A 25,116-nucleotide genomic window follows, 5' to 3' on the forward strand; every position below is an offset into this window, starting at 1 on the left:
GTTCAACACCTGTCCCCATGGGTTTTGGTTTAAAGCTGCCGTCTGTCATCCATACCCACAAGCACCCGCTCCCTTGCCTGGTCAATGCCAAGCTCCTTTCGCTTCTTGTCAATATGGGCGATCATCTTTCTTGCCATCTCAATGGGATCCTTATCAAATCCCCATTTCCCAAGCCCCTGCTCTTCAAGCCCGTTAAAGAGAAGGTTGTGGAACTTGGTATTCTCCACAATGGGAAAGGTGACGCCAAAAACGGTATAAACACCCGATGCCACAAAATAGTGCCCAATGGAAATGGCCTTTTCACTCATGTACTCAGGCGCTGCCCCTGCAACGGGCAGGTCTGCAATGGAGTCTCCAAGCCCGCCCTGGGCCACCATGGCCGAGGCCGCAATCAGGATTCGTGAGTTGTCCACGCAGGATCCAAGCCCGAGGACAGGCGGCATGCCTACGGTTTCACAAACCTCCCTCAAACCCGGTCCCGCATAGTGGGCAGCCTCTGGCGAGGCAAGGCCGGCCTTTGCAATGGCGATCTGTGCGCAGCCGGTCAACAGCACCAGCACATCGTTCTTGATCAGCTCTTTTACAAGCTGGATGTGGGAATCATCCTGCTTGGTCCTGGGGTTTGTACAGCCCACAACACCTGCAACACCGCGGATTCTGCCGTTGATAATGTTCTCATTAAGGGGGGCATACCCGCCCCTGAAGGTCCCGCCGAGCATGTACTGGACGTACTCGTGGCTGAATCCCTGGATGCCTGTTTTCACCTCTTTGGGGATCTCGATGGGATGCACCCGGTTCTTAAACCTTGAGATTGCCTTGATAACGATCTCATCCGTACACTCCATGGGAAGATGGTCGTTAAATTCGATATGAACAGCCCCCTCAATGTGGGCCCGGGTGTTGGTGGTGATCAGGGGCGTATTGTAACACTTTGCAACTTCCGCAAGCCCCTGCTTGATACACTGGATATCAACGGCCATGGTATCCACGGCCCCGGTGACCAGAATCGCCTCTGTGGACGAGAAGTTGCCGGCATGGGGAATTCCATGACGGGACATCATTTCAGCGCCCGAGCAGCACATGCCCACCAGGTTGATGCCGTCGGCCCCTGCATCCTTGGCCGCCTGGACCAGGGTGGGGCTTGCCACGGAAACCACCATGGACTCAAACAGGTTGGGTTCATGGCCGTGAATGATGATGTTGACCATCTTCTCCTTGAGAACCCCCATGTTCACCCCCACTTCGACTGGAGAAGGGGTACCAAAGAGAATGTCTGAAATCTCGGTGGCAACCATGGAGCCACCCCAGCCGTCGGACAGGGCTGTTCTGTTTGCCTGTTTGGTGATGTTCTCGTAGTGCTGATCAACCCCAATGTGGGTACGATGCATCATCTCCATGATCTCCCGCATGGCCCCCCGGGGAACAATGCCAAGTTTCCGCCAGGTCTCAAGGGTTCCCTTGGGGACCCTTTTTACAAATGGCATCTCGCCGTCCACCTGGGTGTAGGTTCGTTCAAGCTCCTTGTAAAGATCGGTTGAGATATCCTGGTCGCTCCTTCCTTCGGTTTCAATGTCCAGGGACTTGGCAACACTGTGGAGTTTAAAACTGTCCTTGATCTCGTAATCCAGGATCTTACCGTTCACGACATCACGGAAGAGTTCAAGCATGGCCATGCCGTGATCCGTATGGGCTGCAGCTCCGGATGCTACGGCCCTGGCAAAGTTTCTCGCCATAATGGTATCAATGGTGGCGCCACATACCCCCACCTTTTTATAAGGATCACGGGCATTCAATCGACAGGGTCCCATGAAACAATTTTTGCAACAGGCAGAATCGGCCCCAATGGGACAGGGCTTCATATCCTCGGCCCGGTCAAAAGCAAGGACCACCCCGTCTTTTCTGGCCTTGGTAATCATCTGGGCCGTGGAATCACAGGCTGTGCAATCCTTGGGGTCCATCATGGTTTTTGTATTTTTATCATCTTTTTTATTCATTATTGCTCCCTGATTTAAATGGCGGTTACGACAAAAGAAAAGTGTTTCATGATACACTTGTGTCTTAGACATATGAACTTTATTGAGACATTGATGCGCTTTTCTCCATGGAAACGTTACGAGCCCCTGCCATCACCTCCTTTTTTCACACACAAACTGATTTGCTAATTTAGTTATTAAGGAAACCCAGTCGCCAACCACTCCACAATGGCAGAAAATCTTAATGATATTAGATATATGCAATACTAGTGCCACAATGTGGCAACATACCCCTGATTCAACCGGAATATGGCTTAAATATTGCAAATTATTTTTCAGCCTAGTATAAAGGGAGAAAGTCCTTTAACCGTAAGCAACCCATCGAAGGAGAGAATCATGACCACACCAAAGCATTGCCCCGGTTTTGAACAGTTCAGGGATCTTAAATCATTCATCTGCAAGTGCCCGGCATGCGGCGCGGACAATGAAATATTTTCAGACGAATTTGACAAGACCCATGTATGCAAGGACTGTGGCAAGAAAATTGACTTCAAAACCTGCAAGACTGAAACGAAATAAAAAAACTGACCTGAAAGGAGGTTCCCACATGTCGTTCAACTACATCGATGAAATCCTTGCCTATGCCATTGAAAAGGAAGAGGAGGCCGTCGCATTTTATCAGGAACTGGCTCAAAAAGAGAAATTCGCAGCGCTGAAAGAGACCTTTAACAGCTTTGCCAATGAAGAGAAAAAACACGCAAAAATGATAACGGATCTCTCCAAGGACAGATCAAAGATCGAAACCTATGAAATTAAATCCGTCCCAGATCTCAAGATAAGCGACTATCTCGTGGATATTGACTATGAAGAGGGAATGCTCATGCCCGACATCCTCAGAGTTGCCATGAAACGCGAGGAGCAGGCCGTTCACCTGTACAAAGACCTTGGGGCCAAATCAAACGACCCGGGGCTTCAGAAAATTTTTGAACTCCTGGCCCAGGAAGAGTCAAAGCACAAACTTGCCCTGGAGTCCATGTACGACGATTTTCTGGCTGACAACGAAAACTGATCAAACATATTCATCCAAGGAGTCAGACTTTTAGTATGGGTCGTCCTGCCATTTAAAAACAGGCACAAAGACACCCCCAAAAGCCTGACTCCCGCTTATCGGGACCAGACTAAACCATCCGGTCACATATGGCCCTTGCAAAGGCCGAGCACTTCACCTCCACGGCCCCGGGAATCTGGCGGGCAAGGTCATAGGTGACTATTTTTTCGGATATGGTCTGTTCAAGGGCCCGGGTTATTTTCCCGGCCGCCTCGTTCCACCCCATATGCTCGAGCATCATTACGCCCGAAAGGATGAGTGACCCCGGGTTAACCTTGTCAAGACCTGCATACTTTGGCGCCGTGCCGTGGGTGGCCTCAAAAAAGGCAATTTCCTCGCCCATGTTGGCCCCGGGAGAGAGTCCCAGCCCCCCCACCTGGGCTGCCAGGGCATCTGAGACATAATCCCCGTTCAGGTTCGGGGCTGCGATTACGTCATACTCATCGGGTCTCAGCAGCAACTGCTGGAAAAGGCTGTCGGCAATCCTGTCCTTGATAACAACCCGTCCAGGGGGCTGTTTGCCGTCAAAACGCTCAAACAGCGCTTGTTCAGTAATGGTTTGATCGGGAAACCGCTCTGCTGCCACCTCATACCCCCATCGTTTGAAGGCCCCTTCGGTGAACTTCATGATGTTTCCCTTGTGCATGAGGGTGACACTGGTGCGATGATTCTTGATGGCAAATTCAATGGCCTTTGCCACAAGCCGCTGGGTGTTGGACCGGCTCATGGGCTTGATGCCTATACCTGTATCCGGGGCAAGGGTTATTCCCCGTTTGGCAAGAAATGCAATTATCTCAAGGGCATCCTTTGAGCCGGCCTCCCACTCAATCCCCCGGTAAAGGTCCTCCATGTTCTCCCGGAAAATCACCACATCCGTCAGTTCAGGTGATTTTACAGGGCTTGGAACGCCAGGGATGTAACGTATGGGTCTGACCCCGCAGAACAGCTCAAGCTCCTGGCGCAACGTAACGTTGATGCTTCTCTGTCCCTCCCCCACCGGGGTGGTCAAGGGTCCTTTGATGGCGATTTTATAACGTTTTATCACATCCAGGGTCTCCTGGGGCAGCCACTGGCCGGACTGCCTGAAGGACTTTTCCCCGGCAAGCACCTCCACAAATTGAATTTTCCTGTCCCCGCCATGGACGGCCTTAACCCCTGCTTCCAGAACCATCCTTGCGGCACGCCAGACATCGGGCCCGATGCCGTCACCCTCAATAAAGGGAACGACGGGAGCATCAACCGTTCCTAGGGGGTATTCACCCTTGGTTGACCCGGTCTTTTTTACATTTTTTTCCGCCATTGGATCCTCCCCTTTTATTTATCAACACACTGGTTTCCCAGTTAGGATCAATCTTTAAACACCAGTTTCCCGCCAATGAATCCGGCAATACCGGCAGAGGCGAGCATCACAATATTTATCGCAATAAAAATCCCGGCGTTGGAGGACGAAACAACATCCGGCTGAAACAAAAACCAGACGGTAGAGACCAGGCACAGAACCGTTGTAATGGCTGCAGCAACGATCTTTATCTGGAACAGGGTCGTCAGGGCGCGGTTATATTTTTTTTCCCACTCCACATACCCTGCAACAAGCACCAAGGGAAGGGATAAAAGTATAAATACCAGGTTGTAGAATCCTGCCTTGGCCATGCTTGCACTGTTAAACACAAGGGAAAGAATAAAAAAAGTCACCACAACGGGCAAAAGTCCGTTGGGAAAATGAACCGAGACCGGGTGCAGGTGGTGCTTGACCATAAACGCCTTTATTTTATCAAGGATTGTCACTGGAGCAGGCCTGGCAGGAGGGGCATCGGGTACTGCTTCTGCCGGTGCCGGTTCGATCTCCACAAACTTTGAGGCAGGTGCATTGCAGATGGGACATTTTTCAGGCGGTGCATCCCCCTCGTGAACATAGTTGCAGATCGTACATTTCCATCGTTTCATGGGCCGATTTTCTCCTTATGGGTAATTGTGAGTCCCTATCGCTGGTCCAGATCAACAAACGAACATTCGTCAGGTCCGCAATAGTCTCCGACATAGGCCGCCCCGGGCCGGTAAAGGGCAGGGGCCGGGGCCGAGGTTGCAAATTTTTCTTCGATCACATGGGCAGCCCAGCCAGGAACCCTTGCAAGGGCAAAAACAGGGGTAAACAGATCCATTGGGATTCCCATGGCATAAAAGAGCGAAGCGCTGTAAAAATCAACATTTACAAAGATATCACTCCCCTTTTTCTCCTTGAACCGTTGTTTTGCCGTCTGTTCGAGTCTGGTGGAAATATCATACCACAGGGTCTGGTTCACCATTTCACCCATCCGTTTTGACATGGGGGCAAGAATGGCGGCCCTGGGATCATCCACCTGGTACACGGCATGGCCGAGACCCATGATCTTTTTACCGGCATCAAGGGCATCATTGACATAGGCGTCTATGTTTTCAACCGCTTTGATGGCTTTGAGCATCTCCATTACACGAACATTGGCGCCACCGTGGAGTTCTCCAGACAAGGATCCAATGGCGGCGGACACCGCAGCATAGATGTGTGCCCGGGTGGATGCCACCTGCCGGGCCGTAAAGGTTGAGGCATTAAATGAATGCTCGGCATGGAGCACCAGGGCCGTATCAAAAAACCGGGTGGTCTCAGGCTCGGGCTTCCTGCCAGTGAGCATGTAAAGAAAGTTCTCGGCATGGCCCAGGCTGTCGTCTGGAACAACCGGCTCCAGGCCTTTTCTGATCCGGTCCCAGGCCGCAATCAGGGAGGCAATCCCCGCCACCAGGTGTTCGGCACTTACAAGGGTTGACGCCATGGTGTTGTCCCCTGCACCCGGGTCCCCCTGAACCAGCAGAGCCACCCCTGCCTGGAGAACATCCATGGGGTTTACGGTGGGTTGAACACTCTTCAAGAACGCCACCAGGGACGGCGAAAGTGCCCGTTTGACCTTCAGTCGCCCGGAAAAGTCCTCAAGCTCCTTTGCCTTAGGAAGCCTCTCGTAAAGAAGCAGAAACACAACCTCCTCAAACGAGGCGTTTTTGGCAAGTTCAGCCACAAGATAGCCCCGGTAGATCAACTTACCGGCCTTGGCATCCACCTGGCTGATCCGGGTACTTGCCACCTCAACTCCCCTTAAACCGGTATTCAGTGTGGGCGTGCACTCAAACTCATCCATTGCTTCCCCCTTATTAAAACATCTTGTCCGGATCCCGTCGTTCAGGCACATACCTGGGCTCTACCTGGCCCTTTTGATAAGCCTTTGACACATAAAGGCCGCAAAAGCACGAACCATATTCGGCAACGTCGGGTTCTCGATAATCACAGGGGCAGAAAATATCCCGGTCATTTTCCTTATCCCCTGAGGCAAGCCTGCACGGGCAGGCCATGTATCCATAGGTTTCCTTGTTCTGGAGAAGGGCTTCAAGCAATTCATAAACAAGGTTGGTATCATTGTTAAAAAAATACCCCTTGGGTTCATGGATTTTCCTGAGCTTCTCGTAAAATGCCTTAATCTCCATCCTTTATTCCCAGAGCCTCCTTGATTTTATCCTCATGGAATCCCACAATAACGGCATCCCCGATAACAATGGTGGGAAAGGAACATCTAGGATTTAACTCCTTGATATCGGCAATGATAGCCTTGCGTTCTTCGCCGGTGAGACTGTCCACATCCACAAACTCGTACTTGACCTTACACTCACCAAGAAAGCGTTTGGCAGCCTTGCAATGACTGCAGGTACTCAGCGAATAAATCTTTGCTTTATCATATCCCATTCTTTACTCATCCTTTAATCTACATTCCTTGTCCCATTCCGGGCAGGCCTCTTCCATTGGCGTTTTGTAATGTTCCAGGCACTCGCTGCACTCCATCTCCACATTGGGAACATCTCCAAATCTCGCCTTGATCTCCTCTGGGGAAAGATTTGACACGGCGCTGCAGCCGCACTGGGGACAGGATGTCTTTATTTTGTATCGCTTGCTCATATCAATCTCCTTTATTTATTGGTAATGACAAAAAAACGATTAACGCGCTTTTAATCTGGGGTTGTATCAATATACTCACAACACCACATTTTAATGAAAATGAAAATACTTTTTTTATATGAAACACCCACCAAAGCATTGCAGACTGAGGCGTTTCCAATTTTGTTGCGGCCGGAGCCATACCTCGCTCCGGCCATGCCGCTTATATGAAACGCCCACCTAAGCATCGCCAGTGGAGACGTTTCCAATTTCGTTGTAGCCCAATCGGATACCATACTCTGACCGTACTGGTTATATCAAGGATACAATTTTTATACCATGCAAGCTGCAATCTGTAAAAAACCTGGGCTGAGGTGGTTTAAATATTGCTTTACTTTAGCAGACTAAAGCGCTTAGCTGATAGGGGTGGAAGTTAAACCCAACAACCATTTTCCAAGGAGAGACCATGACAACGGATCTAACACTTAAAATAGGCGGAGAGGCAGGCCAGGGAATCCAGACCATCGGGACCCTGCTTGCAGAGGTTTGCCACCGGGCCGGCCTCTTTACCTTTTCTGTGGACGACTTTGAATCAAGGATCAGGGGTGGGCACAACTTCAATCTTTTACGCGTCAGCGATGTACCCATTGCCGCTCCTGGCAACGCCATCGACATTCTTGTTGCCATTGACGACAAGACCCTGGCGCTGAACCAGAAAAACCTGACCCCCACGGCCATCTCCATCCTCAACTCAACAAAACGGGAACGATCCAGCGCCTCGACCCTTCATCTTCCCCTGGAGGAACTTGCAAAACAGGCCGGCAACGCCATCACTGCAAACACGGTGGCAGCAGGGGCGGCCCTTTCCATCATGGGCGCTCCGTTTGATCTTTTAAAAACGGTTCTGGAAAACCGCTTCAAGGCAAAGGGGGATAAGATCGTCACCCTCAACCTCACTGCGGCCCAAAAGGGATATGATGAGACCAGAAAAATCCGGACCGCCAAAAAACTTGACTGGCACGGCCAACCGAACAACAGAATTCTCATGACCGGGGCAAAGGCCGCAGCCCTTGGCGCCATTGCCTCTGATTGCCGTTTTTACTCGTTCTACCCCATGAGCCCAGCCACCGGGGTCATCACCAATGTGGTGCCCTACGCCAAAACCCTGCCCCTGGTCATTGAACAGGCCGAGGATGAAATCGCAGCCGTGGGCATGGCCATCGGGGCATCCTTTGCCGGTGTACGGGCACTCACAAGCACCTCAGGGGGCGGTTTCTGCCTCATGACTGAATCATTGGGCCTTGCCGCCATATCCGAGACCCCCCTTGTCATCATCAATGCCCAGCGCCCCGGGCCAGCAACCGGTCTTGCCACCCGTACAGCCCAGGCAGACCTGCTGTTTTCCATACAGGCATCCCAGGATGATTTTCCACGATTTGTCCTTGCCCCGTCATCCCCCATGGCCACCTTCAGGCTGACAAAAAAAGCGTTCACCCTGGCCGAAAGATACCAGGTGCCGGTAATCATACTGCTGGACCAGTTCCTCACCACCACCCGGGTAAGCCAGGAGGCGTTTCCTGACATGGACCCGGAACTTGAAACCTTTATTGTCAAGGACGAGGACATGGCAAACCCGGAAGCATACAAACGCTATCAATTCACGGACAGCGGAATATCCCCAAGGGCCCTTCCCTGCATGGGCAAGGCCCTTGTCAGGGGGCTTGGCAACGAGCACGACGAGACCGGACACATCACTGAAGATCCAGAACTCAGGGTGAAAATGATGGACAAACGGAACGCCAAAATCAATGCCATGCAGGCTGAAATGGAGATGCCCCGGGCAAGCCACCTTGAAAGCAATACGCTGTTTGTGGCCTGGGGAAGCCCGGGCGGTGTGGTCGAGGAGGCAGCAGAGCGCCTGCGCAAGGAGGGAATCGACCTTGGATGGGTGATCTTTGAAGAGATCTGGCCCATGGACCCGGACAGGATCAGAAAAATCCTCGACAACAAACGACTCATCATGGTCGAGCAGAACGCCACGGCCCAGCTTGGACGGCTCATTGCCCAGGAGACAGGGATAAAACCCACCCTCTCCATCCTCAAGTACGACGGCAGACCCTTTTTTCCCGATTACATCATTGACAGAGCAAAGGAGATCATAGCGTAACCATGGCAACCAGCAAACTATTTGACAACGACTTTGAAAACAAGTGGTGCCCGGGCTGCGGCAATTTTCCCATTCTTTCGGCCATGAAAAAGGCATTCACTGACCTTGGCCTAACCCCAGCGGATCTTCTCCTGGTGTCGGGCATCGGCCAGGCCGGAAAAACCCCCCATTTTCTCAACTGCAACATGTTCCACTCCCTCCACGGCAGGGCACTTCCCGTTGCCACGGGGGCCAAGATTGCCAACAAAGATCTGAACATCGTTGTGAACTCAGGGGACGGTGACTGTTATGGCGAGGGGGGAAACCACTTTGTTGCCGCCATCCGCAGGAACATCGATATTACCCTCATTGTCCACAACAACATGATCTACGGCCTCACCAAGGGCCAGGCCTCGCCCACAACCGCCATGGGCATGGCAACCCCGATCCAGCCTGCCGGTACCATGTCATCCCCGGTAAACCCCCTGGCCCTGGCCATATCCCAGGGGGCAGGGTTTGTGGCAAGGGGATTTTCAGGCGAGATCGAAACCTTGACCCGGCTCATTGTCCAGGCCATGGAATACAGGGGGTTTTCCCTCATCGACGTGCTCCAGCCCTGTGTCTCTTTTAACCGGGTCAACACCCTCCAGTGGTACAAGGACAGGGTTTACGACCTTGGCGAAACCGGCCATGACATGACCGACAAACAAAGTGCCCTGGAACGAAGCAATGAATGGGAAGAAAAGATCCCCCTTGGCATCCTTTACAGGGAGGAGAAACCCACCTTCCACGACCGGGTCAAGCGCCTGGCAGAGGGCCCTCTGATTGCCCACAAATTTGATGCCAAAGCCGTTGCTGCGGCTCTTTTTTAACATAACCCCCATAGGAGAACGCCATGACAAACTGGTACTGCACCCTGTGCGACACAAACAGCGAGACCCCTGAAAAACCCGACACCTGCCCCAACTGCGGGGCCGACCAAATCATGATGATTGACCCGGACCAGGGGATCCCCAGCACCCCTGAGGATGTCCGGGACGTTGCAAGAAAACGCCTCAAAGGAATTTGTGCGGCCTACCCTGCCTGTGACGGCAACTTTGACAAAATTTGCCAGAAAGAGGCCTATGGCAAGCCCATCGGCTTTGGCGGGGCCGGCCAGGGGGCAAGCTTCCGGGCCAACGCCCTTGCCCTGTCAGCTGTCCGGTTCAAAACCCGGGTGGTGGGCGAACATGTCGAACCTGACACCCGGATGAATTTCCTGGGCATTGACCTTGAATTTCCGGTAATGGCCGCCTCCACGGCCGGCATCGAACGGTACAACAACGTGGTCAAGGAGAAAGATTTCTGCAGGGCCGTGGTCCGGGGAAGCCAGCAGGCCGGCACCATTGGCTGGCGGGGAGACACCTGGTTTTACACCCCGGACGACAGCCCAGCCCTCCAGGCCCTGGAACAGGAAAAAGGATACGGCATTCCCATCTTCAAGCCAAGATCCCAGGATGTGCTCAAACGACTGATCACCATGGCAGAGGAGGCCGGATGCCCTGCCGTTGGCATTGATCTTGACGGATGCGGATCCACCATCATGGCAAAACACGGCCAGCCCGTGTTCCGAAAAAGCGTTGCCGAAATAAAAGAGCTGGTGGAGTTTTCATCCCTGCCCTTTATTGCCAAGGGAATCATGGACCCGGACGATGCAGAAGGGTGCGCCGAAGCAGGGGTAAAGGTGGTTTCCGTCTCCAACCACGGGGGAAGGGTTCTTGACTCGGTTCCAGGTACAGCAGAAGTGCTGCCCCTGATCGCTCAACGACTGAACAAACAGGTCCTTATCACGGCGGACGGCGGAGTTCGGACCGGGTATGACGTGCTAAAAATGCTTGCCCTCGGGGCCGATGCTGTTCTTCTGGGAAGGGACATCATCCGGGCCGCCGTTGGCGGTGGAAGCCTTGGCGTAAAGATTCACCTGACCCACATCCACAAAGTCCTGAGAAAGGCTCTCTTCATGACCGGCCTTAAGAATGTCAAGGATGCTGATGAAAATATCCTGTTCCCCTAGGAAAAATCCACTGGTCCCTTGTTGACAATCTGCCACAATGTGGTATTTTATTTTTCGACTGAACAAAAAGACCAGTGGAATGAAAACCAAAGGAGACAATCATGTGGGAATACTCAAATAAGGTCAAAGATCATTTTCTGAATCCCAGGAACGTGGGTGCAATGGAAAATCCAGACGCAGTTGGAGAGACAGGCTCTCTTTCCTGCGGGGACGCCCTGAAACTATTCCTCAAAATAAACGGTAATGACAGGATCACCGACGCAAGTTTCATGACTTTTGGCTGTGCCAGTGCCGTTGCCTCTTCGTCGGCCCTCACCGAGATGGTCAAGGGAATATCCCTGGACGATGCCTTAAAACTCACCAACGACGACATCGCAGACTACCTTGACGGACTCCCCAAGGAGAAAATGCACTGTTCGGTCATGGGACAGGATGCCCTGAGAAAAGCGATCAATGCCTACAGGGGCATCCAGATCATGGAAAAACCGGGCAATGTGGTGTGCGAATGCTTTGGAGTCACGGACCTTGAGATCATCAGCGCTGTCAAGGAAAACCACCTGAAATCGGCCGAAGATGTCACCTGCTACCTCAAGGCCGGTGGCGGATGCGGCAACTGCCTGGAAAGAATCGAAGAGATCGTTGAAGAGGCACGGGCAAAGGCCTAGACCACGGGAGGGATGAGATGAAAATCGTATACACGGACAACAATGCCACCACAAGGGTTGCACCCGAGGTGCTCGAAGAGATGCTTCCCTATTTGAGCGAATACTACGGCAACCCGTCCAGCATGCACTCTTTTGGCGGGAATGTGGGCAGGGCAATTGTCCAGGCCAGGGAAAAGGTATCAGAACTCATCAACGCAGACCCCGATGAGATCATCTTTACGAGCTGCGGCACGGAGAGTGACAATGCCGCCATCCATGCCGCCCTTGAGGCAAACCCGGAAAAACGCCACATCATCACCTCAAATGTGGAGCATCCGGCCATCAAAAACACCCTTGAGCTCCTTGAAAAGAAAGGATACACCGTCACCTATGTTCCGGTTGATACAAAGGGCAGGCTTGACATGGATATTCTTTACAGGAGCATGTCAAAGGATACGGCTCTGATTACCCTGATGTGGGCCAACAACGAGACCGGTGTCATATTTCCCATCCAAGAGGTTGCCCGGAAGGCAAAGGAACAAGGTATTCTTTTTCACACGGACGCTGTCCAGGCTGCAGGTAAAATTCCCATTGACGTCAAGGATGCAGGCGTTGACATGCTCTCCCTATCTGGTCATAAAATCCATGCTCCCAAGGGGGTTGCCGTACTTTACGTCAAAAAAGGATTGAAATTTTCATCGTTCATGACCGGCGGCCACCAGGAAAAGGGGCGACGGGGCGGCACGGAAAACACGGCAGGCATCATCGGCCTTGGCAAGGCCTGCGATCTTGCACGGGCTCACCTGGGTCAGATGGACACAACCGTAAGAGAGTTAAGGGATTATCTTGAAAAGGAACTCCTTGAAAAAATTCCCTCATCATCGGTCAATGGCGAGCGATCAAACCGGTTGCCCAACACCCTCAGCATTGGATTTGACGCCGTTGAAGGGGAGTCCATACTTCTTCTCATGGACCAGGCCGGCATCTGCGCCTCATCAGGCTCCGCCTGTACCTCAGGCTCCCTTGATCCCTCCCATGTGCTCATGGCCATGAAGGTACCCTTTGAATCGGCCCACGGCACCATCCGTTTTTCCCTGTCCACCTACAACACCCGGGAGGAGATGGACCATATTATAAACGTTCTACCCCCTGTAATCAAGCGTCTCAGGGATATGTCGCCCTTCTGGAAGAAATAAGATCGGACACCGACGACAGGCCAAGGCCAAACCGGCCTGCTGTCTTAAAACCGGGGTCAGGAAAGCCTGACCCCGGTTATGCTTTATCAAGCTGAAGCACAATGACAACCCCGATCACGATAAGACCTCCCAGCATCTGCAAAGGAGCCAGAATCTCACCGAGGAACAGATAGGCAATGGCGCCTGCGGCAATGGGTTCAAGGGTTGCCGTTATGCCGGCACGGGCGGATCGTATGATGTTGATCCCCTTAAAGTAAAGGGTGAACGCCACAACCGTTCCTGGAATGGCGATAAGGGCGATCAGCAACCACTGGTGAAAGGTATATGCGGGCTCAAAGGCACCCAGGGGCTGTTGCACAAGGTTCCAGGCCATGGCCGCAATCAGGGTGGAGTAAAAGATGACGGTGATGGCATGGTACCTTTGCATCCAATATTCGCCATACATGGTATAAAAGGCAAAGGCACATGCAGAAACAAGACCGGCAACCATTCCAAGACGGTTCATGGAAAGAAGCGACAAGTCATAGGCCCCCACAACAAGATAGCACCCCAGGGTTGAAAACAATATGGCGCCCAGGGTTAACAGCCTGATCTTCTCCTTTAGCACAAACACGGAAAAAACAACCATCAGAGCCGGGGCCTGATACTGGAGAAGTATTGCCGATGCCACATTAATTTTACTTATGGCAACCAGATAGGTGTATTGGACCGTTGCGATTCCAAAAACGCCCAGAAGAATCAAGGAGGGCAGATCCCCGGGGGAGATTTTCAACCGATCAGGACAGACAAGTTTCATCCACACAAAAAAAACCGCGCTTGCCAGGGTTAAACGCATCTGAACAAGGTGCTCGGGTGTGACACCGGCATTAAACAATGCCTTGGACGCAGCACCACCGGACGCCCACAAAATGGCGGCACAAGCGATATAGAGATATCCCTGTGTGGCGGAATCATCTGTTTTTAAACTGGATGTGACGGTTTTGAGGTGCACCAGGCAATCTTCTTTGCTAACCATAATATTCCTTAGTTTTGCAATTCACACCGGAATTTGAACCGGTTCAACCCACCAGCATGAAAAAAACTAAGATAATACGGATATCTGCTCTTCTGTCAAGAAAAATTGTTTTTGGGGGTACCTGGTTCAGAGTTTTACTTTCTTACCGATATCAGATCTGACAAAAAGGTCAAAAAGGTCCGGGTCAATATGTCCGTTCTCCTTCATCTTTCCCATAATTTCAAAAATATGGGAAATTTCCATCCTCTTCCGATAGGGCCTGTCCCTGGCACTCAAGGCTTCAAATATGTCTGCAATGGCAATAATCCGTGCCTGAAGCGGGAGGGCATCGCCTTTAAGCTTTCTAGGATACCCGGTACCGTTCAACCGTTCATGGTGGCTTGCTGCGAAATCAGTCACCCGGGAAAGATTTTTTGGAAAAGGAAGACAAGAGAGCATTTTCAGGGTCATGGTGGCATGATTTTCGATAATGTGCCGCTCTGTTTCATTGAGCGATCCTTTCTGAATAGATAAATTCTCAAGCTCCCAGGGGTCCAGAAAGGGTTGGATCTTTCCCGATACAATATATTGTTTTTCTGCTATTTTATTAAGGCGGTGGATCATTTTATCATTCACGAATTCGGCCCTATGACATGTTTTGATAAACGCCAGATCTTCATGGATGGAAGAGAGGTTCTCCTTTCTGGCCTTCTCAAGCTCCAAAAAAATGTCACTGCTGGTTTCCCGGGACTGAAGCAGCTTCACCTGTTTTTCTAAATATTGTTTTTCAACGATTTCGGCAATGAGGGAAAACCGGGTTTCGATAAGGTGAATGCGATCAAATTTTGATTCCAGCCGGGTCGATTTATCCATGACATATTCGGGAGTGGTGATCTTGCCCACATCATGCATCCAGGCTGACAGCCGCAACTCCTCCATTTCTTCATCATCAAAAAAGTGTTCTTTAAAGAGTCCCTGGTTTGACTCGTTTACGGCCATGGCAAGCGCCATGGTTATCTTCACCACCCGCTTGATGTGATCGCCCGTATTGGGCGATTTCTCGTCAATGGCACCGGCAATGGTTTCGATAAACGAATAAAAAAGCTTTTTTATTTCCTGAATCAACTGTCGATTGGTAAGGGCCACGGCGGCCTGGGAGGCAAGGGCCTCAACCAGACTAACACATCTGTCTCCAAAGGGAACCACTCGACCGGATTCAACCTCCTGGGCGTTTAAAAGTTGCAATACCCCGATCACCTCATTCTCATGATTTTTCATGGGAATGACAAGCATCGACTGGGATCGATACCCGGTAACGCTGTCATATTTCATGGGGCCTGTGAAATCAAAGGTGGTTGAAGCATAGACATCTGGAATATTAAGAATTTTTCCTTGAAGGGCAGCAAAGGACGAGGCATTTTCATAATTGGGGGATTCCCCATGGTATAAATCAACGTCAGGCAAAAGAATCTCAGCGTTTTCCGTCCTTTTCAGGTGAAGCCCCAGGGAATTATTCTGGAGAATTTTAAAACTGAGAACATTTCTGTCCCTGTCAAGGATATAGAGGGTACCGGAATCAGCCATGGCGAGCGCCCTGGCCTCTTCAACAATCATGTCAAAAAGAGTATCTATGTTTTTTTCAGCAGAAAGAGCAATTCCAATTTCCACCATTTTTTTGAGATGAGCTCCCACATCATCAATGGAGGTATCGCTGGCTTCAAGAAAAGAAAGCATATGAATCACCCCTCCTTTGTTCTTTCCCGGATATTGGAAAAAATTTACACCAAAATCACTTCAACTAAACGGCTAGGGTAACAACAAAATATTGACGGTCGGAAAGGCACTACCAATCACATTAAAATGAGAATTCAGGCATAAGACATTTCATTATCCAAACAAATCCGGCTTGCCCAAAGCAAACCGGATTTTAATCCTTATTTCATGTCAAGCAACCCCTGACGCTGCTCGGCAAGGATTTCAAAGAGCCGTTCAGGAATGTTTTTTTCCTTTGCATAGGCCTCAACCTGGAGGTCAATTCTTGCAATAATATTGTCAATGCTGAGGGTAAATTGGCGCTGGTACAACTCTTCAGAATATTCTTTTTCGAGCAGGTCCCAGAACAGGCGCTTCAAGTCCTCGTAGCAGGGAAGGTTGCCAAGGGGAGTTGGTACAAATTCCACCTCATTGTGGGCATATCGCTCAAGCCAGGCAAGCCACACCTTGACATCCCGCTTTTCACCCAGGAGTTTTTTGGTGGTCCCCCCCCTGGCTTCATCTGTCAGAAAGTAATTGAGCCCGGCCATGATCGGTTGTTTATTGCCGGCAATGGCCGGATTACCAAAAAAATCAAACTGGGCCGCCATGTAATCCCCAAGGGCGCCGGGAATGAACGGTGCATTGGCCCAGGGTGCACGTTTTACGCCCTTGGCCCCCACTTCCGTGGCCGTTGCCGCCGACACAATGCAGGCCCCGATAACAACGCCTGCATCGGAATCCTTTGCCACCCACACAGGGGGCATGGTGTCGCTGTCCCTGCCGCTATAGGTGAAGATCCGTGTCTCAACACCGGCCGGGTTTTCCGCCTCCGGACAGTAGTTGGCAAGGGCCGTGGAGGCAAGGGTACACCGGGAGTTGGGATGGGAGATGGGAACGGGTTTTCCATTGTCATTGGTCATTCCCTGGTACCAGGGCCCTTGGAAATTGGTACCCGAAACCGGTGGTTCTTCGCCGTTGCCCTCCCAGTGGGGAATGCCCTGGTCGTCCACCAGCACATTGGACCAGATCACCTCTGTACCGGGTTTTCTTAAATTTTCCATGAGCATGGGATCACCATCCCAGTTCACATCCTCTACAATGCCAAAGATGCCGCACTCGGGATTGATGGATCGGATGGTGCCGTCCGGGGCGATCCACATCTGGGCAAGATCGTCACCCACAAAATGGTTGCCAGCCATGGCCGTTGTCGTCTTTCCGCACCCTGAAGGGGCAGCCCCTGCACACCAGGTAATCCTGTTGCCCGGCCCGTTGATACCAGTGATAAACATATGCTCGGACATCTCAAACCCCCGGTTTTTATAAACAGCCTTGTCCACTGCAAACCGATGGTTTCCCTTTTTAAGCATCAGGGTATTGCCTGCATAGGTACATTTATACGCATAGGTGGTGAGATAGCTCCGGTCCATGAACACCCTTGCCTGGGGGAGATCTTCGGCACGGTTCAACCCTTCACTGTGAATATTGGTAAAGAAATAGCCCAGGCGATCAACCTCTTTATTGAAATCGTTGAAGGCATTTCGATAGAGGATTTCAGCACTGTGGGCCACATAGGCCGAACTTGTAATCTCCAGGGCCGGATTGGCCATGGGCGCCCCCACAGGTCCACGCATATAAAACCCTACGATCATGGTCATGTCGGCCATGATGCCGTCCATGTTGGAGCCAACATCCGCAAGGGCCGTCTTCCGATCCATTCGTTTGGCAAGGGAAGATACATCCTCCCACTCATCTACGATGTAAAAGGTCCTGTCCAGGATCCGACCCTGTTCTTGTTCAAGGTCAAAATGGATGGTATGGTTTGCCATGGCAAGGGGACTTTCCTCACCCTTTTCAAGGGCGAGCTTCCGGATGAATGCACGGTCCTCAGGCGTACCCGTATTGATAAAAGCCGCCTTTGGCTTGCAGATGGCAATGGCATTGGCGATCTTTTTTCTCACGTCAAAGTTGGTCTGAAGAGCGATCTTTAAAAGATTTTTATCATCCATGTACCTGGAGAAAATTGCATCAATTTTTTCACTGGAATCAACTTTACCAAGTTCGCACGAAATATCGCATCCGACTTTTTTATTAGCCATCTCTCCTTTTTGACTCCTTATCCTTTTTTTATAAAGAGCGCCTGAACAATACTATCCAGCCTCTCATTTTTAACATTCGCCCATTATTAATTGTCTGTTCTTTTAACATTTTAAAACTAAAAATCAAACAGTTTCACAAAAAAGAGCCAAATGCCTCAAACAGAACTTTTTTTCCCATGGAAACACCATGGAATAAAACCATAATCGCCGCACTCCCCAATGCCGTTGTTTCACCGGGTGATTCAAAACCAGGTGGACGTTCTCAACGAACAGCTAAAAATTGTCCGGCAAGGGTGGCATCCAACAGCCACAGGGCCTACCGGGGTCTTTTTTCATCGAAGAATCAGTAAAATAGACAAAGGCGTTATCCCCATGCATGGCCCAAGGTAAAACGCCCCTGCAATTAAAATGGTCATGGCCCGGGAGATGTGCTATTGTAACCCATTCTCAAGGATCGTTCACAAATCAGAAACGATTTAGATCCATTTGTACCCGATGATTTAAGGAGAGATACCCCCATGCGGATCATGGTCCATTATATCTTTGCAGCCCTGGCACTGGGATTCTACGGCGGTGAAGTCTGACCCATGTTAGAAGCCATGCCCTCCGTGGAGCTGGGGGCAACCATTGTCGTTTCCCTTTTCATTTCCCTTGCACTTCGAAGGCCTGTGCTGGAACGCTATGTTGAGGCAGCCCCCCTCCAAGATCAGACCCTGCGCCAGTTCATCGTTGAGTATGTTCTCTTTACACTGGCCGGTCTCATCGCCATCATTGCCAACAAGACCTTCTACCACATAGACTATGCTTCAGGCAGCATGTTCCTGATTGGCTTTCTTGCCTTTGGATTTTTCATAGCCCTTGACCTCTCCCTTGAACGTTCCAGGAGGAGAATAGAACAGCGGATCGCCTCTCCCCTGCCCGCCATAATCGAGGGCACCCTCCGCCCCATGACCCGGACCTTTTTCATGGTGGCCCTCATGACCTTTGTGTACGTCATGTTGGTCATCATCCTCATCATCTCAAGGGATCTTGCCTGGATTGAAAGCATGGACAATGGTCAGATGGCCACTCTCATCTCCATCACCACCCAGACCATTTTCAAGGAAATCTCATTCATCATGGTCCTGCTCCTTGTCATGGTGGTGAACATTCTTTTGTCCTACTCAAGGAACCTGAAACTGCTGTTTGACACGGAAACCAGCATCCTCAAAGCCGTTACAGACGGGGATCTTTCCCGGTTTGTACCCGTTGCAACCAACGACGAATTTGGTGCCATTGCAGGATACACCAACCGGATGATCCTTTCGCTCAGGGACCGCATCCGGATACTCACCACCCTGAGACTGGCAACCGAGGTGCAAAAAAACATGCTGCCCCAGTCCCCGCCCATCTGCCCCGGAGTGGACATTGCAGGTGCCATTATCTACTGCCAGGAGGTGGGGGGAGACTGTTTCGACTATTTAACACTTCCAGATGGCCGCCTCGGCATTGCCGTCACCGACTCAGCAGGCCACGGGGTGGGGGCAGCCCTTTACATGACAACGGCCCGGGCCTGTATGCGGTTTGCCACGGAATCCTACCAGGGACCAGCCCTGCTTGTGGATACCGTCAACCGCCATCTCACCCGGGACACCCGGGACACGGGACGGTTCACCACCCTTTTTTTCCTTGAAATAGACCCGGTCCGGCACACCCTTAAATGGGTAAGGGCCGGCCATGAACCTGCCTTGCTGTTCGACCCTGAAACGGCTGATTTCAGTCCCCTCAAGGGCGAGGGCATGGCCCTTGGGGTGGACAAAAACATGCGTTCAAAAGCCTACGATATCACCGGCTGGAAGCCCGGTGCCATTCTGTTGATATTCTCGGACGGGCTTAAAGAGTCAAGGAATAAAAACGGTGAAATGTATGGGACCGACAGGATGCAGCAGGTGATCCAAGCCAACAGGGAAAAGTCGGCACAGACCATCACGCAACAGCTCATCAATGACATCGAGCGATTTAGTAAAGTTGAGCCAGTGGAAGACGATGTCACCATCGTCATCATCAAACTACGCTAACCGGCATGGCAGGAGAACAAAACATTACCCATGGACAGACAAAAACAATCAGTTGTGAAACGAACCCTTGGCTCATGGGTATTTGACGGAAACACCCTGCTCCAGGTGCTGCTGGTCGTTATCATCCTTGTTACCGTTGTTACAAGGGTCATCCCCCTTGAAATGCAGAAACGGATCGTGAACGAGGCCATATATCTCAAACAGCTCAAACTTCTTGGCATTTACTGCACCCTCTATTTCGTATCGGTGATGACAGCCTCGCTACTGAAATTTTTCATCAACATCATCCAGGCCGTTATCAGCGAACGGGCAACGGCGGGTATGCGATCGGCCCTGTTCGATCACATCCTGACCATGCCCCTGGGTTTTTTCCGGGGCACCCAGCCCGGGACCGTGGTCAACTCGCTGGTCAACGAGCTCACCCTTCCCGGAAACTACATCGGCATGGCCGTTGCCATCCCCCTGACCAACATCCTGACCCTCGTTGCCTTTGCCATCTACCTGTTCCGGCTCAACCCCTTGCTGGCCGGCATCTCATTTGTCATCTATCCCTTGATGGTGGTTGTGATTCCCCTTCTCCAGGGCCGGGTCAATCGGGAAAACAGGCGACGTATCAACCTGTCAAGGCAGGTTTCCTCAACCATTGTCGAGGCCATTTCAGGACTCCACGAGGTCCAGGCCAACGGCGGATTTGCCCTTGCCAACCGAAACTTTACCCGCCTCGTGAATGCCTTGAGAACCATCCGGGTGCGGTGGAGTCTGCTCAAATCCGGGGTCAAGGTGGTCAACAATTTTGGCACCAGCCTGGGACCGGTTATCATCTTTGTCCTTGGCGGCTATCTCACCATCCGGGGAGAGCTTGAGTTAGGCGCCCTTGTGGCCTTTCTCTCGGCCCAGGAAAAGCTTTACGACCCATGGAAAGAACTTGTGGAATTCTACCAGGTGTACCAGGACGGCTCAGTCACCTATTACAAAACCATGGGATTCTATGACGTTCCCATCGAACATCTGATGCTCCCCCCCGGCAGGGAACCCCTGAAACTCTTGCCCGCCATTGAGACTGAGAACCTCACCCTGGAGACTGCAGAAGGAATCAAACTCATAGAAGGCGTGACCCTCGCCCTTAAACCAGGTGAACACCTTGCCCTGGTTGGATTTTCCGGCTCAGGAAAGAGCACACTTGCCATGTGCCTTGCCCAGCTGCTGAACTACACCTCAGGCAGGGCCGCAATCGGGGGAGAAGAAATCCGGGATCTTACCCGGGCCGACATGGTCTGCACCCTGGGACTTGTCTCCCAGGCCCCCTTTATCTTTAACGGGACCATCCGGGAAAACCTCGAATACGCCCATGCAGCCATCCACGGCCAGGAAGGATTCCTTGCCGAAAAATTCGATCCGACCCTGGACGACCTTATTTACGTGCTTCAGCAATCGGGTATGTTTGTGGATGTGTTGAAGTTTGGACTGACCACCATCATAGACCGAAACGACACGACCCTTGCCTCAACGATCATCCAGGTGCGAAAAAACTTCCAGGCAGACTTCGGGCAGGAGATGAGCGAATGGGTGGAGTTCTACAACGACGAACAATACCTGAACCACTCGAGCGTGGGCGACAACATCATTTTCGGCACCGCCCGAACCACCGCGTTTAACGCTGATAACCTGGTCAAAAACACCTTTTTCATGACCTTCCTCAACGATGCCGACCTGTTGCGACCGTTGCTCTCTTTGGCAATAAATCTTGCTGAGCAGACGGTGGACATCCTGAAAAACATCCCGGATGAGGCACTTTTTTTTGCCCAGAGCCCCATCATGCCCGGCGAGTTTGACCGCTACAGCGACCTTGTGCAGAGAATCAAGGGAAAAAACCTTCACCAGCTCACAAACAACCAGCAATCATTACTTCTGACCCTGGCCCTTCGCTTTTCCCCGGGACGGCACAAGACGGCCCTGATGCCCGATTTTCTGAAAAGCCTGATCCTGGAAGGACGTCACATGTTCCGGGAACGGATACGTGAGACAGACAATGACCCCATCTCGTTTTTCGGCCAGGAAGACTATATCTACTCCCAGACCATCCTCAACAATATCCTGTTCGGCCGGACCAAGAGTTCAAGCGCCAACGTCCAGGAAAGAATCAACCAGTCCATTGTCCATCTCCTGGTTGCCGAGGATCTCCTGGAACGGATCATAGAAACAGGCATGAAATTTAAAGTGGGGACAAACGGTAATCGACTGTCAGGCGGTCAACAGCAGAAGCTTGCCATTGCCCGGGCATTTCTCAAATCAGCGCCCATCCTAATTATGGACGAGGCAACCTCAGCCCTGGACAACCATTCTCAAAAACGTATACAGAACGTGCTGGCCGGCAGGCTCAGGGGAAAAACCACCTTGATTGCAGTTGTTCACAGACTTGACAACCTCATGGATTACGACAAGATTGCCTTTATGAAGTCGGGTAAAATTATTGAGATGGGCAGCTATGATGAACTTGTTGAAAAAAAGGGAAACCTGTATGAACTCATCAACAGACACTAGCCAGAACACGAGCGAATTTATCGCAAATCTGTCCATCCTGAGACAGGCTCATCTTTTCTCATCCCTGCCCCAGGAGGCCCTGAAACTATTTGCCTATCTCGCAACCCGGGAGAGTTACAGACAGGGAGAATATGTTTTCAGGACCGGGGACGACGACGGTTGTTCCTATTACATTATGGAAGGAAGCGCAGACCTTGTGCTGGACAATAAGGATAAATCATCCATTGTCAGGAACTACCCCCAGGATCATTTTCTGGGGGGACTTTCCATGTTCTCTCCCCTGCCAAGGCTATTTTCCCTGAGGGCTGCAAAGGATCTCACGGTCATTGTCATGACCCGGGAGAAATTTTCCATGGTCATGGAAAAATTTCCTGAACTCAGCCTGCAAATGGTCAAGGCCATTGCCAAAAGAATCAACGAAGTAGAGGGGCAGAGCATTGAACATTACAAAAAGGAAAATGCCGACATCAAGGATTTTTTTGGTGCCAGCCTCATTTAGAAAGGAGAAAGACATGGAAGCGTTTACACTTCCCATACGGGTCAAAAACCACCTGGAAGAACTTCCAGTCCTTTGCCGGGCAATTGACACCCTTGACTCCGAGATCAACCTTTCACGGAAAAAACGCTGTGAGATCCAGCTGGTCCTTGAAGAAATTTTCACCAACATCGTCAACCACGGATTTACCGACAAAAGAGAGCATGACATAGAGATCATCCTCACCTTCCAAAAGGACCTGTTGACCATTCGATTTGAAGATGACGGCAAGGCCTTTGACCCCACAGGTGTGCCCTGCCCGGACACGGGATGTGCCCTTGAACAACGCCTGGTCGGCGGGCTTGGGGTACACTTTGTCAAACATTTCATAGACACCTGCTCCTATCGGCGGGAAAAAGATAAAAATATCATGATCCTTAAGAAACGACTAACGGACCCAGCAGGCATTGAACCTAAACGTCAAAAACACTAAACAGAGGACCTATACCATGGAAATTATCCAGGAACGACAGGACCAGATTGAGGTCTTCAAAGTCAAAGGCCGACTCGATTCAAACACCTCTCCCCTGCTTGAAGAGCAACTCAACCTGTGCCTTGACAAGGGCTCAACCCGCATGGTGATTGATTTTGAAGGCCTGGAGTACATCTCAAGCGCGGGCATCCGGGTCATCCTCAAGACCATGAAAAAACTGGAACACACCCAGGGCAAGCTTGTGCTCTGCACCCTCCAGGACTATGTCCAGGAAGTGTTTGAAATAGCGGGCTTTGACACCTACCTCACCCTTGAACCAACCCGGGAAAAGGCGATCGCCTCATGGGAAAAAACCTAAAATTTCTCCAGTATTTTGTCACCGCATGCCGATCAGCCCCTTTTTGCCAAGGGATCGAAGAAAAAGGGTGACAGACACCTCAGCCTCCTTTAGATCAAGGGCATGGGCCCGGGCAAACCGCTGAATGATGGTGCGCACATTGGTTTTACCATCTATCAGGTGCCATACCCCGACCCCGAGGAGGTCAAGCTCAACCTTCCGGGTAAACCCAGACGATGGGTTACGGCCCACAAGCCGCCTTATTTTCTGGAACATTGGACGGTAGCCAAAGGGATAGGAAAGAACAAGGGTGCCGTCTTCTGCTGCGTGCTCTTCAACTGCCACGCTTTTGACCGGAACACAGGCAAGGGCATCGTAACGGTTCAAGGGGGTTTTGGGTCTTGACGACATCTTAATCCAGACATCCTTTCATCAGACGCTCCAGATTCCATGGGACAGCACCATAACGGCCCCTGGATCTGGATCTAAGCCCGATAATTCTGTTGTTTCTCCGGTTATGATGGACTCTGAATGCCTGCCTTTGCCGCAGAAAAACAAGGGGCCAGGCAACCCCCTCCCAATCCCAGGCCAGAAAAGGGTCGTGGTCACATCTTTCTTCCCTGGGCGCTATGTCCGGCAGATCCACCCTTTTTCGTGCAAAGGCTTCCAGGTTGTCCGTCAAGAGGAGAAAAGCGGCAGGCCCCCAGGAATAGGCTGTCAGGCTTTGGAACCGGGCCTTGAAATCCATCATGAAAGACCCGGGCCTGAACGAATAATTTGACAGTTTAAACCCGTCAGGAGTCGTAAGTTCAAGACCAAACAGTTTCCAGTGTCCCGGCCCTTTGCCACAGTTCTCTTTAAACGAGAAAACCACCTTTTCCACCAGGGAGTCGGACAGGTTTTCAACACCTGTAAAAAAACGAAGGATGAACAGCCGCCGGCATTGACTGCACCCCATGAGAACTCCCTTTCCCCGGGACGGGTGGGCGGCCCAGGAGAACCAGGCAAGGTCCATTTCAGCGCCAAGGGTTACACGGTCCAGGGGCAAAGTCAGGGGAACTACGGCCATGGAGAACCGCTGTTGAGCGCGAAGAACAAACCGGGCCATCAGGACTTCAAGGCGGCCCGGTTGAAATTTTCCGGCCCAGGTGATTTCAAGGGCAGGCCCATTGTTGTCTTCCAGAAAAAGATGATCAACGCCTAGGGTTGCCACCTGCCAGTCCATTGGCAGGTCCAGGGAGATGCCGTTCCAGGCAATATGTTTAAACGCAACGGTCAAGGCCTTGTTTTCCTGAA

At 51.4% G+C, this 25,116-nt stretch carries 25 protein-coding genes; 13 read left to right on the top strand and 12 right to left on the bottom strand.

Annotation, left to right across the window (positions count from 1 at the left end; all coding sequences use genetic code 11):
* Positions 1-29 precede the first annotated feature (29 nt).
* The gene (gene cooS, locus HRM2_RS20230) at positions 30-1,994 is read right to left on the bottom strand and encodes an anaerobic carbon-monoxide dehydrogenase catalytic subunit (RefSeq protein WP_015905891.1); all 1,965 of its coding nucleotides are present in this window, start codon (positions 1,992-1,994) and stop codon (positions 30-32) included.
* Between the two features lie 375 nt (positions 1,995-2,369).
* On the opposite strand from cooS, the gene HRM2_RS20235 reads away from it, so the two are divergent.
* On the top strand, positions 2,370-2,552 hold the full coding sequence (locus HRM2_RS20235; RefSeq protein WP_041273399.1) for a hypothetical protein: 183 nt from the start codon (positions 2,370-2,372) through the stop codon (positions 2,550-2,552).
* 28 nt (positions 2,553-2,580) lie between these two features.
* Complete coding sequence (locus tag HRM2_RS20240) at positions 2,581-3,042, top strand: ferritin family protein (protein WP_015905892.1); 462 nt, start codon at positions 2,581-2,583, stop codon at positions 3,040-3,042.
* A gap of 109 nt (positions 3,043-3,151) precedes the next feature.
* On the opposite strand, the gene icd is transcribed toward HRM2_RS20240, so the two are convergent.
* Genes icd through HRM2_RS20270 form a run of 6 tightly spaced genes read right to left on the bottom strand, consistent with a single transcriptional unit; the run spans position 3,152 to position 7,054 of the window.
* Positions 3,152-4,381: an isocitrate dehydrogenase (NADP(+)) gene (icd, locus tag HRM2_RS20245; RefSeq protein WP_015905893.1), complete on the bottom strand. Its 1,230-nt coding sequence runs from the start codon at positions 4,379-4,381 to the stop codon at positions 3,152-3,154.
* Between the two features lie 47 nt (positions 4,382-4,428).
* Positions 4,429-5,025, bottom strand: a complete 597-nt coding sequence (locus HRM2_RS20250) for a rubredoxin-like domain-containing protein (RefSeq protein ID WP_015905894.1) — start codon at positions 5,023-5,025, stop codon at positions 4,429-4,431.
* Between the two features lie 35 nt (positions 5,026-5,060).
* The gene (locus HRM2_RS20255) at positions 5,061-6,245 is read right to left on the bottom strand and encodes a citrate/2-methylcitrate synthase (protein WP_015905895.1); all 1,185 of its coding nucleotides are present in this window, start codon (positions 6,243-6,245) and stop codon (positions 5,061-5,063) included.
* A 13-nt stretch (positions 6,246-6,258) separates the two neighbouring features.
* Positions 6,259-6,588: a ferredoxin-thioredoxin reductase catalytic domain-containing protein gene (locus HRM2_RS20260; protein WP_015905896.1), complete on the bottom strand. Its 330-nt coding sequence runs from the start codon at positions 6,586-6,588 to the stop codon at positions 6,259-6,261.
* Positions 6,578-6,844 carry a glutaredoxin family protein gene (locus HRM2_RS20265; RefSeq protein WP_015905897.1) on the bottom strand — a complete coding sequence of 89 codons (267 nt, stop codon included), beginning with the start codon at positions 6,842-6,844 and terminating at the stop codon, positions 6,578-6,580. Before HRM2_RS20265 ends, HRM2_RS20260 begins: the two co-directional genes overlap by 11 nt.
* A 3-nt stretch (positions 6,845-6,847) precedes the next feature.
* Positions 6,848-7,054 carry a heat-shock protein Hsp33 gene (locus HRM2_RS20270; protein ID WP_015905898.1) on the bottom strand — a complete coding sequence of 69 codons (207 nt, stop codon included), beginning with the start codon at positions 7,052-7,054 and terminating at the stop codon, positions 6,848-6,850.
* Positions 7,055-7,499: 445 nt separating this feature from the next.
* Between HRM2_RS20270 and HRM2_RS20280 the strand changes: the two genes are divergently transcribed.
* From HRM2_RS20280 to nifS, 5 genes are all read left to right on the top strand, one after another.
* The gene (locus tag HRM2_RS20280) at positions 7,500-9,200 is read left to right on the top strand and encodes a 2-oxoacid:acceptor oxidoreductase subunit alpha (RefSeq protein ID WP_015905899.1); all 1,701 of its coding nucleotides are present in this window, start codon (positions 7,500-7,502) and stop codon (positions 9,198-9,200) included.
* 2 nt (positions 9,201-9,202) lie between these two features.
* Complete coding sequence (locus tag HRM2_RS20285) at positions 9,203-10,051, top strand: 2-oxoacid:ferredoxin oxidoreductase subunit beta (protein ID WP_015905900.1); 849 nt, start codon at positions 9,203-9,205, stop codon at positions 10,049-10,051.
* A gap of 23 nt (positions 10,052-10,074) precedes the next feature.
* Positions 10,075-11,232, top strand: coding sequence for an alpha-hydroxy-acid oxidizing protein (locus tag HRM2_RS20290; protein WP_015905901.1), 1,158 nt, complete (start codon positions 10,075-10,077; stop codon positions 11,230-11,232).
* A gap of 101 nt (positions 11,233-11,333) precedes the next feature.
* Positions 11,334-11,897 carry a Fe-S cluster assembly protein NifU gene (gene nifU, locus HRM2_RS20295; RefSeq protein ID WP_015905902.1) on the top strand — a complete coding sequence of 188 codons (564 nt, stop codon included), beginning with the start codon at positions 11,334-11,336 and terminating at the stop codon, positions 11,895-11,897.
* A gap of 17 nt (positions 11,898-11,914) precedes the next feature.
* The gene (nifS, locus tag HRM2_RS20300) at positions 11,915-13,072 is read left to right on the top strand and encodes a cysteine desulfurase NifS (protein WP_015905903.1); all 1,158 of its coding nucleotides are present in this window, start codon (positions 11,915-11,917) and stop codon (positions 13,070-13,072) included.
* Between the two features lie 76 nt (positions 13,073-13,148).
* On the opposite strand, the gene HRM2_RS20305 is transcribed toward nifS, so the two are convergent.
* The 3 genes from HRM2_RS20305 to HRM2_RS20315 form a co-directional block, all read right to left on the bottom strand.
* Positions 13,149-14,087 (bottom strand): DMT family transporter, encoded by a 939-nt coding sequence (locus HRM2_RS20305; protein ID WP_015905904.1) that lies wholly within the window; start codon positions 14,085-14,087, stop codon positions 13,149-13,151.
* Positions 14,088-14,213: 126 nt separating this feature from the next.
* Complete coding sequence (locus HRM2_RS20310) at positions 14,214-15,800, bottom strand: GAF and HD-GYP domain-containing protein (RefSeq protein WP_015905905.1); 1,587 nt, start codon at positions 15,798-15,800, stop codon at positions 14,214-14,216.
* A gap of 200 nt (positions 15,801-16,000) precedes the next feature.
* Complete coding sequence (locus HRM2_RS20315) at positions 16,001-17,917, bottom strand: phosphoenolpyruvate carboxykinase (GTP) (RefSeq protein WP_015905906.1); 1,917 nt, start codon at positions 17,915-17,917, stop codon at positions 16,001-16,003.
* A 219-nt stretch (positions 17,918-18,136) separates the two neighbouring features.
* Here HRM2_RS20315 and HRM2_RS27825 point away from each other — a divergent pair, with 219 nt between their 5' ends.
* The 6 genes from HRM2_RS27825 to HRM2_RS20340 all read left to right on the top strand — a co-directional run bounded on the left by HRM2_RS27825 (position 18,137) and on the right by HRM2_RS20340 (position 23,841).
* Positions 18,137-18,307, top strand: coding sequence for a hypothetical protein (locus tag HRM2_RS27825; RefSeq protein WP_232364086.1), 171 nt, complete (start codon positions 18,137-18,139; stop codon positions 18,305-18,307).
* A 197-nt stretch (positions 18,308-18,504) separates the two neighbouring features.
* Positions 18,505-19,974: a PP2C family protein-serine/threonine phosphatase gene (locus tag HRM2_RS25565; protein WP_015905908.1), complete on the top strand. Its 1,470-nt coding sequence runs from the start codon at positions 18,505-18,507 to the stop codon at positions 19,972-19,974.
* 30 nt (positions 19,975-20,004) lie between these two features.
* Positions 20,005-22,515 (top strand): ATP-binding cassette domain-containing protein, encoded by a 2,511-nt coding sequence (locus HRM2_RS20325; protein WP_015905909.1) that lies wholly within the window; start codon positions 20,005-20,007, stop codon positions 22,513-22,515.
* Complete coding sequence (locus tag HRM2_RS20330) at positions 22,493-23,014, top strand: Crp/Fnr family transcriptional regulator (protein ID WP_015905910.1); 522 nt, start codon at positions 22,493-22,495, stop codon at positions 23,012-23,014. Before HRM2_RS20325 ends, HRM2_RS20330 begins: the two co-directional genes overlap by 23 nt.
* Positions 23,015-23,027: 13 nt before the next feature.
* Positions 23,028-23,483 (top strand): ATP-binding protein, encoded by a 456-nt coding sequence (locus tag HRM2_RS20335; protein ID WP_015905911.1) that lies wholly within the window; start codon positions 23,028-23,030, stop codon positions 23,481-23,483.
* A 16-nt stretch (positions 23,484-23,499) separates the two neighbouring features.
* Positions 23,500-23,841 (top strand): STAS domain-containing protein, encoded by a 342-nt coding sequence (locus HRM2_RS20340; RefSeq protein WP_015905912.1) that lies wholly within the window; start codon positions 23,500-23,502, stop codon positions 23,839-23,841.
* A gap of 18 nt (positions 23,842-23,859) precedes the next feature.
* Here the strand turns inward: HRM2_RS20340 and HRM2_RS25570 are convergent, their stop codons facing one another.
* Entirely contained in the window at positions 23,860-24,231 is a 372-nt protein-coding gene (locus tag HRM2_RS25570; protein WP_015905913.1) for a PqqD family protein, read from the bottom strand.
* A 1-nt stretch (position 24,232) separates the two neighbouring features.
* Entirely contained in the window at positions 24,233-25,099 is an 867-nt protein-coding gene (locus HRM2_RS20350; protein WP_015905914.1) for a hypothetical protein, read from the bottom strand.
* Positions 25,100-25,116 lie beyond the last annotated feature (17 nt).

Origin of the sequence: Desulforapulum autotrophicum HRM2 (assembly GCF_000020365.1) — a bacterium.
Classification (GTDB): Bacteria; Desulfobacterota; Desulfobacteria; order Desulfobacterales; family Desulfobacteraceae; genus Desulforapulum; species Desulforapulum autotrophicum.